This is a genomic window from Niallia sp. 03133, assembly GCF_052663225.1.
This window is the reverse complement of record NZ_JBQTCY010000016.1, coordinates 91,559-99,573: the sequence shown is the minus strand read 5'-3', so window position 1 is coordinate 99,573 and position 8,015 is coordinate 91,559. Positions and strand designations below refer to the sequence as shown.

Annotated in this window: 7 protein-coding genes and 1 tRNA gene; 6 read left to right on the top strand and 2 right to left on the bottom strand. The window is 33.8% G+C overall.

The window, feature by feature from the left end:
- The first annotated feature begins 578 nt into the window (after positions 1-578).
- The 5 genes from ACTYBU_RS19915 (at position 579) to ACTYBU_RS19895 (ending at position 5,247) form a co-directional block, all read left to right on the top strand.
- Entirely contained in the window at positions 579-1,271 is a 693-nt protein-coding gene (locus ACTYBU_RS19915; protein ID WP_445492456.1) for an MgtC/SapB family protein, read from the top strand.
- Positions 1,272-1,459: 188 nt separating this feature from the next.
- Positions 1,460-1,535: transfer RNA gene (locus tag ACTYBU_RS19910), tRNA-Ala, on the top strand.
- Positions 1,536-1,873: 338 nt separating this feature from the next.
- Positions 1,874-3,073 (top strand): saccharopine dehydrogenase family protein, encoded by a 1,200-nt coding sequence (locus tag ACTYBU_RS19905; protein ID WP_445492454.1) that lies wholly within the window; start codon positions 1,874-1,876, stop codon positions 3,071-3,073.
- Between the two features lie 10 nt (positions 3,074-3,083).
- On the top strand, positions 3,084-4,223 hold the full coding sequence (gene nspC, locus ACTYBU_RS19900) for a carboxynorspermidine decarboxylase (RefSeq protein WP_445492453.1): 1,140 nt from the start codon (positions 3,084-3,086) through the stop codon (positions 4,221-4,223).
- 238 nt (positions 4,224-4,461) lie between these two features.
- Positions 4,462-5,247: an SDR family NAD(P)-dependent oxidoreductase gene (locus tag ACTYBU_RS19895; RefSeq protein ID WP_445492452.1), complete on the top strand. Its 786-nt coding sequence runs from the start codon at positions 4,462-4,464 to the stop codon at positions 5,245-5,247.
- Between the two features lie 83 nt (positions 5,248-5,330).
- Here the strand turns inward: ACTYBU_RS19895 and ACTYBU_RS19890 are convergent, their stop codons facing one another.
- Together ACTYBU_RS19890 and tlp are read right to left on the bottom strand one after the other, a co-directional pair.
- The gene (locus tag ACTYBU_RS19890; protein WP_445492450.1) at positions 5,331-5,531 is read right to left on the bottom strand and encodes a ChaB family protein; all 201 of its coding nucleotides are present in this window, start codon (positions 5,529-5,531) and stop codon (positions 5,331-5,333) included.
- Positions 5,532-5,825: 294 nt separating this feature from the next.
- Positions 5,826-6,059: a small acid-soluble spore protein Tlp gene (gene tlp, locus ACTYBU_RS19885; RefSeq protein ID WP_445492449.1), complete on the bottom strand. Its 234-nt coding sequence runs from the start codon at positions 6,057-6,059 to the stop codon at positions 5,826-5,828.
- Positions 6,060-6,305: 246 nt separating this feature from the next.
- On the opposite strand from tlp, the gene ACTYBU_RS19880 reads away from it, so the two are divergent.
- Complete coding sequence (locus ACTYBU_RS19880) at positions 6,306-7,976, top strand: Ig-like domain-containing protein (protein ID WP_445492447.1); 1,671 nt, start codon at positions 6,306-6,308, stop codon at positions 7,974-7,976.
- The last annotated feature ends 39 nt before the right edge of the window (positions 7,977-8,015 follow it).

Sequence of the window (8,015 nt, the reverse complement as noted above, 5' to 3'; positions counted from 1 at the left end):
ATAAACGTTTATTGTTGACGTTTTGTTTGTTCAGTTTTCAAAGAGCAATTTTATTTCCGGCGCTCAATAAGCGACTTTATTAATTTAACACATCCATTAAATATCTGTCAACAACTTCTTAAAGAGTTTTTTAGAATTTCTTACCCTTGTTGAGGACGAGATTTAATATACCATGGATAAATATACTACGCAACCTTTTTTCTATATTTTTTTAAAAAAAAGATTGTTTTTTTATATTTAATCAAAACTCTTCCTATATTTATATAAAACAAATAATAAATACGGAGTAAGATTATCATAATATAACTGAACATATCGGACTATGTTCAAATGAATAGCTACTTTATTTTTTGCCTTCTTGCATTCTGCTTTTATACTTCTCTACGTAATAACACGATCATTCTAATCATAAATTAATAAAACAATGACTTTTAAAAAAGAATTTCTAAAAAAAATAAATTCTTTTTCATAATTGTTTAATTTCTTTTGAAGAAGGATAATACATTCTTTATATTTAAATTAGGGATTGGTACATACAATACTTTTTACATAAAAAATAACAAAGGTTGGAGATAATTATGCAATTAGATATAGATTTTATTATTAAACTTGCAATTTCAACTGGATTGGGAATTATTATCGGTCTAGAAAGAGAAATTAAAAAAAAGCCAGTGGGATTAAAGACAAGTCTTGTCATCAGCATAGTAAGCTGTTTATTAACTATTGTTTCAATTGAAGCAGCTTATAAATTTCCTGGAAGCCAAGAGGTTAATATTCAAATGGATCCTCTTCGTTTACCCGCACAAATTGTATCAGGCATCGGTTTCTTAGGTGCTGGCGTTATTTTAAGAAGAGGAAATGACAGCATTTCAGGTCTTACAACTGCCGCACTTATTTGGGGTGCAGGTGGAATAGGAATTGTTGTAGGAGCTGGTTATTATATAGAGGCAATTTCAGGAGTATTGCTACTAATAGTCGGTGTAAAGTTTATTCCAGTTTTAATGAGTTTAATTGGGCCGCGGCAATTAAGGGAAAAAGAGATTAAAGTGAAATTTATTGCTAATGAAAAACAAAATGTTTCATCCATTATTAAATCTATATCAAAACTCGAAATTGGTATAAAACACACTCGAATTAAGGATTTAGAAACAGGTGAACATTCTATTTTACTTATCCTTATCGTTGATCATAAAAGTGAAATAACAGATATTTATCAAAAAATCTCCGTTTTGTACGGTGTTGAACAAATTGAAATAGACAGTTTACATTAACGAAGGAGTAGGAAAGCGAGATAACTTCTTTCCTACACTTAAGGTCTCTATTAAACAAAGCTTTTATGCTTTTAAAGATCCAATTTACTCACTCCGTTTAAACTTCATCCTTGCTTTTTAAAAATAATTTGAAAAAATCACAGAAATATGTATAATTAGTAATATCCTAAAAACCTACAAAAGATAAGGGGGGCTTAGCTCAGCTGGGAGAGCGCTTGCATGGCATGCAAGAGGTCGTCGGTTCGATCCCGATAGTCTCCACCATAAATACAAATTCCCAAGACACTAAACTATTCATTCATGAGAAAAGAGTGAGCAGTATATGGTGTCTTTTTTTGTTGTGTTTTTTTTAGCAAGGGGGAATTTAACATTTTTCTTTTATAACAATTCCCCTTGAAAATTTCATGTTTTCATAAAAAAACACTCATTTTTCACTATATTATAAAAATTTTTTTATTATCTTTTTCCTTATTATTAAAACTAAATTATATATTCTAAAAAAAAATATTATATTTTGTCGGATTTTATGGATTATTTGACACACTTTCTGTATAATCAGCCTTATTGAATTTTTTCAAAACGATTTGAGGAGGTTTTTCATTTTGGGAAAAGCATTGATTATTGGTGCTGGCGGGGTTGCAAGTGTTGTTGCGCATAAATGCTGCCAAGTTCCAGATGTATTCGAAGAGATTTGTATTGCAAGTAGAACGCTTTCTAAATGTGAAGCGCTTAAAAATAAATTAGACGGTGGCAAAACAAAGGTTTCAGTAGCCCAAGTTGATGCCGATAAAACGGAAGAAGTTATTGAGTTAATCAATGCTTTTAAACCGGAAGTTGTGATAAATGTAGCTCTTCCATACCAAGATTTAACAATTATGGATGCATGTCTTGCTACAGGAGTTCATTATCTAGATACAGCTAACTATGAGCCGCCAGAAACAGCTAAGTTTGAATATAAATGGCAATGGGACTACAAACAAAAGTTTGAAGAAGCCGGTTTGACTGCATTGCTTGGCAGCGGATTTGATCCAGGTGTAACAGGTGTTTTTACAGCATATGCTCAAAAACATCATTTTGATGAAATTCATTATATTGATATTGTGGATGCGAATGGTGGAGATCATGGCTATCCTTTTGCAACAAACTTCAATCCTGAAATCAACATTCGTGAAATCACAGCAAATGGACGTTATTGGGAAAATGGACAGTGGATTGAAACAGCTCCTCTTTCTGAAAAAAGAGAATATGATTTAGATCAAGTTGGAACGAAAAATATATACCTTTTATATCATGAAGAATTAGAATCTCTTGCTGTTAACATAAAAGGTCTTAAACGAATCAGATTCTGGATGACATTCTCTGACAACTATTTAAACCATTTAAAAGTGCTTGAAAATGTTGGAATGACATCTATTGAACCAATTATGTACGAAGGAAAAGAAATTATTCCGCTTCAATTTTTAAAAGAAATCCTTCCAGATCCAGCTTCACTAGGACCTAGAACAAAAGGAAAAACAAATATCGGCTGTATCATCCAAGGAATTAAAGATGGCAAGCCTAAATCTTATTATGTATATAATATTTGTGATCACCAAGAATGCTACAAAGAAGTAGGATCACAAGCTATTTCTTATACTACTGGTGTGCCTGCAATGATTGGTGCAATGTTAATCATGAAAGGTGTTTGGAAAAGACCAGGAGTTTACAATGTAGAAGAATTCGATCCAGATCCATTCATGGATGCGTTAAACAAATACGGATTGCCATGGCAGGAGAACTTCTCTCCAACTCTTGTAGATTGAGAGGAAAGAAATGACAAAAATCGATTTTAATCAAGTACCTTCACCATGTTACGTAGTAGACGAACGTCTATTAAAGAAAAACTTAGAAGTATTACATTCTGTCCAAGAGCGCACAGGAGCAAAAATTCTTTTAGCGTTAAAAGGATTTTCGATGCATTCCGTCTTTCCTTTAGTAGGAAAATATTTAGCAGGTGTTACTTCAAGCTCCTTATTTGAAGCTAGACTAGGCTTTGAAAAAATGGGCAAAGAAGTTCATGCATATGCACCAGCGTACGTGGACAGTGAGTTTGACGAATTAATACAATATACAGACCATATTGTATTTAATTCATTTGATCAGTGGAATCGTTTTAAAGATAAAGTTAAAAACGCTGGCAAAAAAATCGAAGCAGGTCTTCGTATTAACCCAGAGTACTCAGAAATTGAAACACAGCTTTATAATCCATGTGCTCCCTATTCGCGATTCGGCGTGACGTTGGACAACTTTAAACCAGAAGAATTAGACGGTATTGATGGTCTTCATTTCCATACAATGTGCGAACAAAATTCCGATACTTTAAAACGTACAATTAAAGTAGTCGATGAAAAATTTGGCGAATACATTAAAAAAATGAAATGGATCAACTTTGGCGGCGGACATCATATTACAAGACCTGATTATGATATCGAAACACTAATCGAATCCATTTTATTTATAAAAGAAAAGTATAATGTGGATGTCTATTTAGAGCCAGGTGAGGCAATTGCTTTAAATACAGGCTACTTAGTAGCAACTGTTTTAGATATTGTCAATAACGGAATGGATATTGCAATTCTTGATACTTCTGCAACTTGTCATATGCCAGATGTACTTGAAATGCCTTACAGACCTAATATTATTGATGCAGGAATGCCTGGTGAAAATGAATACACATACAGACTCGGCGGAATGACTTGTTTAGCAGGAGATGTAATTGGCGACTATTCATTTAAACAACCTTTAAAACCAGGAGATAAATTAATATTCTGTGATATGGCTCATTACACAATGGTAAAGAATCATATGTTTAATGGAGTTAATCTTCCTTCTATTGCATCCTACAATGACGAAGAAGGCATTAAAGTAGTTAAACAATTTGGATTTGAAGATTACAGCAATCGATTATCTTAATAGCAGGAAAAAATACACCTTGAAATAGAGGTGTATTTTTTTATACAGATTGTTTCCTCCATCATTACACTCCCCCTCTCATTTCATGATTAAAAATTCTGATATAGGGTATAAAATATGAACTGCTAAAAGATAGTTTTCTAAATCGTTGCAGATTAGCTTTTTTGAACTAAGCTATTCAGAAAAATATGTTAAGTCTTCCTTATTGAAACTATATTTACCTAGGAGTTGATTAAAAATGAATCGTATGGAAAATAAAGTAGCAATTGTAACAGGCGGTGGTTCAGGCATTGGAAAAGCTTCGGCTATTCGTTTAGCGAATGAAGGCGCGAAAATCAGCATTATTGAAGCAAATGAAGTGCGTGCAAAAGAAACAGTCGAAGAAATAAATCAAAATGGCGGTCAGGCAGCCTATTTTATAGCAGATATTTCACAAGAAGAACAAATAAGCACCTCGATAAAACAATCAAATGATAAATGGAGAAAAACAGATACCGTCTTTGCAAATGCGGGAATTTTAGGTACGATTTCTCCAATCGAATATTTTCCAAGCAAAGATTGGGTTAAGACTATTCATAATAACTTAATTGGTGTATTTGAAACCGTAAAACACTCTATTCCCTATATGAAAGAAAAAGGCGGATCCATTACCGTTACAAGTTCTGTCAGCGGCAATCGCCAATTTGCACAGCAAGGTTTTTCAGCTTATAGTACTTCAAAGGCTGCAATTGCTGCTTTCGCTAAAATGGCCGCTCTGGAGCTTGCACAATATAAAATTCGTGTAAATGCCATATGCCCTGGCATAACAGAAACCAATATTTTTGATTCGATGAAGCAATCAGATAAATTAGAGGAAATTCATTTCCCAATTGATATTCCACAAAATGCTGTTCCTCTAAAAATGGAACCAGGTCATCCTGAAGAAGTCGCAAATCTTCTTCTATTCCTTGCCTCTGATGAAGCATCCCACGTAACAGGGACAGAAGTATTTGTGGATGGTGCGGAGACATTAGTAAAAGGTTGATTTAAAATCTATAAATAAAAGGAAGAAGGTTGTCTTAATAGAATTAGTATTTCTATAAGGCAACCTTTTCTTGTAAGCCATTTTTATTCGTTTTTTACCCATTTCCCATCATCACTTTTTTTATATTTATTTTTCACCGCACTCCAAGCTACTTTAAAAGCTCTTTCTTCTTCGTTGTATTCTTCACTTGCTGCATTAAATGCTTCCTTAAAAATCTCTTGGGCATGATGTGGCAAATGATCTTTAACTGATTCAGGCAAATCATTTATAGTATCATACGGCATCTTAATTCCTCCCTTATCATTTTATAGTGTATGTATATCCAGAAATAAATCTCTTAAACTTGATAGTAAATAAAATGAACCTTTCCATCAGTGGGGGTTTTCTTCATCCCCCACTGATGGAAAGGTTGCGGTCCACAGGAAGTGGCGACCCTAGTTTGTGTACCTCTATCGGACCTTTACGGGCAGTTAGTTATCCGCCAACTAGCTTCTTCGATTCCTCAGCACCTTGAGGTGGGGGGTGGGCGTCTTACTGCCCGTTAAGAGTAGGATAAAGTTTTCTTAAGACGTTTACGCTTATTGATAGCCATTTTCCCGGTCTGCTGCTTCATCCTTTATTTCTTCTTTAAACCCTTGAATAGATTGTTCTCTTCTTTTATTTTTTTGTTCTATTTGTGCCTTCTCCTCGTCACTAGCAAACGATAATGTTTGTTCAGACTTTTGAATATTTTCCATTGTGTTTTCTACCATATCTTGCAATTTCTCCACATTATCTAAACGATTATCTGGATTTGGTTTATTTTGTTCCATTTTCCATTACCTCCTAAAAAATTAATACCTATGTATTTTGTTTGTTTTCACTCCATATTATTCGATGATTTAAAAATATCTTATATTTTTCTTTTATCTTCTAGCTTTTCTTAAGGTCATTTATAGAAAATTTTGATGCTTTGACTCTTTCAACTTTTCTTTTCAATTTCCCCTCCTATTTCTATCCAAATATAGTAAAATAATAAAATAAGAATCTATTAGACGTTCTAGGAGGAAATACAGGTAATGAAAAAAATTATGAAAGTTGGCTTCTGTCTGCTATTAGGACTATTCATAATATCTCACTCTGTTCCGACAGCAGCTGCTGAAGACAGCATGGCATGCGGCATTATAGAGCAAGGGAAAAATCCCTCCCAACAAACCATCAATTGTTTATTAACAAACGCTGCATTAAAAGAGGGAATTCCTCCTGAAGTAGTAAAAGCAATAGCTGCCCAAGAAAGCGGCTGGAAACAATTCAATGATAATGGGGAAGCAAGTATATCTATTGACGGTGGAATTGGCTTAATGCAAATTACCAACCATACAGATTATGATCAAGAAAAATTAAAAACAGACATCCTATATAATATTTATGCAGGCATAAATATACTAAAAAGCATGTTTGCGCGAACCGACTTGCCGAAAATTATTGGAGCAAACAGTCAAGTATTGGAAAACTGGTATTTTCCGATTTTGGCTTACAACGGTACAAAACCTGTAAATAGCCCGACTGTTCAAAGCACAGGCGAGATAAATAACGCAGCTTATCAGGAAATCGTATTACACAAGCTAATGGATAACAGTTTTTTAGGGGAACGTTCACTTGCATCCATTCCTTTTAAAAAAGAAGATTTTCTATATAATCCAGATTCAAATGATAATATTATTTTTAATGTTTTAAGTTATGCTGTCCCTTCGGAATTGCATGAAACCATCTATACCTTAAAAAAAGGGGATAATGTAATAACAACAACTGATAATGTCAAATTAAGAAAAGGTATGAATACATCTTCATCTCTCTTAAAACTAGCAAAAAATACACCCCTTTTAATAGATGGAAATTTCGTTTACGATTCTAATCCAAACAGCTTTAATCAATTTGTCTGGTATCCAGTAAAAACTGCTGACAAAAAATTAGTTGGATATATTTCATCAGCATATATTACAACAAAAGTGGGTGCTCCTTTTGTTAATACGGTTGCTGATTATTCTAAAGCCATAACAGGAAAATCGCTGGCTTATGCTTCTGTCTCCATAAAAAAAGGTTCTTCCATTATTGGCACTGGTGTTTCCGATGAAAAGGGGAATTTCCGAATAAACGTAGCACCTCAAAAAGCTGGTACCAAGCTTGCTGTTGTGTATACAAATTATTTACATGCCTTGAGTGAAGCGAAAACTATAACAGTAGCCGATAAAACAGCACCTTCTGCACCTAAATTAGATACAGTCACATCTGTTTCAAAAACGGTTACTGGAAAGGCAGAAGCTAATTCCACTATCACCTTGTCAGTAAATAAGAAAACAATTGGTACGGGAAAAGCAGACAAAGCAGGAAAATTTAAAATTAGCATAAAGCAGCAAAAAGCGAATACAAAAATTTATGCGTCCGCAAAAGATTCTGCTAAAAATACAAGCAAATCCAGCTATACGAAAGTTTTAGATAAAACGGCTCCTTCTGCTCCAGCTTTATATAAAGTGACAAGCAAAACAAAAACGGTTACTGGAAAATCCGAAGCATATTCTGCCATCACCTTGAAAGTAAATAATAAAACGATTGGTACAGGCAAGACCGATAAAGCAGGAAAATTTAAGATTACGATAAAGCTGCAAAAAGTGAAAACAAAAATTTATGCAACTGCAGCAGACTCGTCCAAAAATATTAGCAAGTCCAGTTCTATTACGGTTGTTAAATAGTAGCTTTAACAACTCAAAAAAACATCCGGCTCAGCAGTC

What these genes read in the sequence shown, in the direction of transcription:
- tlp (WP_445492449.1), bottom strand. Translation starts at nt 6,059, where the DNA reads ATGGAACAAAATAAACCAAATCCAGATAATCGTTTAGATAATGTGGAG.
- ACTYBU_RS19895 (WP_445492452.1), top strand. Translation starts at nt 4,462, where the DNA reads ATGAATCGTATGGAAAATAAAGTAGCAATTGTAACAGGCGGTGGTTCA.
- ACTYBU_RS19890 (WP_445492450.1), bottom strand. Translation starts at nt 5,531, where the DNA reads ATGCCGTATGATACTATAAATGATTTGCCTGAATCAGTTAAAGATCAT.
- ACTYBU_RS19880 (WP_445492447.1), top strand. Translation starts at nt 6,306, where the DNA reads ATGAAAAAAATTATGAAAGTTGGCTTCTGTCTGCTATTAGGACTATTC.
- nspC (WP_445492453.1), top strand. Translation starts at nt 3,084, where the DNA reads ATGACAAAAATCGATTTTAATCAAGTACCTTCACCATGTTACGTAGTA.
- ACTYBU_RS19915 (WP_445492456.1), top strand. Translation starts at nt 579, where the DNA reads ATGCAATTAGATATAGATTTTATTATTAAACTTGCAATTTCAACTGGA.